Origin of the sequence: Actinotalea sp. JY-7885 (assembly GCF_014525465.1) — a bacterium.
Classification (GTDB): Bacteria; Actinomycetota; Actinomycetes; order Actinomycetales; family Cellulomonadaceae; genus Actinotalea.
Window position 1 is genome coordinate 1 of the sequence record NZ_JACEXH010000311.1, and the last position, 1,557, is coordinate 1,557.

Annotated in this window: 2 protein-coding genes; both read right to left on the reverse strand. The window is 74.8% G+C overall.

Annotation, left to right across the window (positions count from 1 at the left end; genetic code table 11):
- Nucleotides 1-83: 83 nt before the first annotated feature.
- Entirely contained in the window at nucleotides 84-566 is a 483-nt protein-coding gene (locus IDM29_RS16640) for a DUF2243 domain-containing protein (RefSeq protein ID WP_182113708.1), read from the reverse strand.
- 12 nt (nucleotides 567-578) lie between these two features.
- Nucleotides 579-1,448 carry a neutral zinc metallopeptidase gene (locus IDM29_RS16645; protein WP_182113709.1) on the reverse strand — a complete coding sequence of 290 codons (870 nt, stop codon included), beginning with the start codon at nucleotides 1,446-1,448 and terminating at the stop codon, nucleotides 579-581.
- Nucleotides 1,449-1,557: the final 109 nt, after the last annotated feature.

Here is a 1,557-nt window from a genome sequence, read left to right on the forward strand (position 1 = left end):
CGTAGCCGCCCACGAGCACGACGAGGGCCGACACCGGGAGCAGCCACGTGGCGCTCACGCGACCGCCCCCGGCGCGCCCCTGCTCACGCCGGCGGCGCCGCGCCCGCGATCCGGCGCGCGGCGCGGTGCGTGACCAGCGCCCCCGTGGCGAGCAGCGCGACGCCCGCGAGGTTCCAGGCGAGGTCGTACGGCAGGAGGTCGACGTCGTAGCGGACCTGGTGCAGGCGCAGCACCTTGTGGTCGACGATGCCGTCGAACAGCTGGAACGCCCCGGCGCCCAGGAGCAGGCCGCCGACCGCGGAGCGCGGCGCCAGGCCCCCGGTCCGCGACAGGTCGGCCACGAGGAAGAGGCCGCCGACGAGCATGACCAGCTCGGCCGCGTGCAGCAGGCCGTCGGTCAGGAGCGCGACCTCGGTGGTCGACCCGTCGTAGAAGTGGTGCCAGCCGAGGATCTGGTGGAAGACGATCTCGTCGACGGCCGCCATGACCGCCACGCCCAGGAGCAGGCCCGTGCGCACGGAGCGGCGGTGGTCGGGTCGAGCGGTGCCCGTGGTCTCCCGCGCCATGGCCGACCGGCGTCAGAGGTCCGTCGCGGCGAACGTGTCGCAGGTCGCCGGGTCGAGGGACTCGTACCCCGTCATGAACCAGCGCTGGCGCTGCTCGGCCGAGCCGTGCGTCCACGTGTGGGGGTTCACGTCGCCGCCGGACTGCTGCTGGATGTGGTCGTCGCCCACGGCCTCCGCCGCCGACAGGGCCTGGGCCAGCTGCTCGGGGCTGATCGGCTCGAGGAACACCGTGCCGGTGTCCGGGTCGACCTGGGAGGACGCCTGACCGGCCCACACGCCCGAGTAGCAGTCGGCCTGGAGCTCGACGCGCACCGAGTCGGACGTCGCCCCGGTCCCCTGGCGGTCGGCGCTGTCCATCACGCCCGTGAGGGCCTGGATGTGGTGGCCGTACTCGTGCGCGGTGACGTACATCTCCGCGAGCGGTCCGCCGGTCGCGCCGAACTGGCTCTCCAGCAGGTCGTAGAAGCCGAGGTCGAGGTAGATCGCCTGCTCCGGCGGGCAGTAGAACGGCCCGGTTGACGCGGTCGCGTTGCCGCACTGGGTCGACGTCGCCTGCTCGAACGCCCACACGTCGGGCTCCACGAAGGTCGCTCCGGCGGGCAGGGACTGCGCCCAGTGGGCGTCCAGGGACTGCACGGTCGCCGAGAGCCGGCACTCGCGCGAGGTGTTGGCCTCCTCGGCGGAGCACTCCTCGACGGTGCCGCGCTCCTCGCCGCCGCCCTGGATGCCCTCGAGCGCGGGGCCGACGTCGACGCCGGTGAACTGGAAGATGAGGAACGCGACGATGCCGAGGCCGATGCCGCCGCCCGCGACGGCGCCGCCGCGACGCCGCCGGGTGCCGACGCGGCCGCCCTCGAACCGGCCACCCTCGCTGAACGTCATGGCGGTCACCGTAGCGGCGGGCGGGCGGCCCGGCCCGTCGAGGTCGGTCGCGGTGGAGGGGCGGGTCCCTACTCGCCGACGCCGCGCGCGGCGAGCGCGTCGCCCGTGC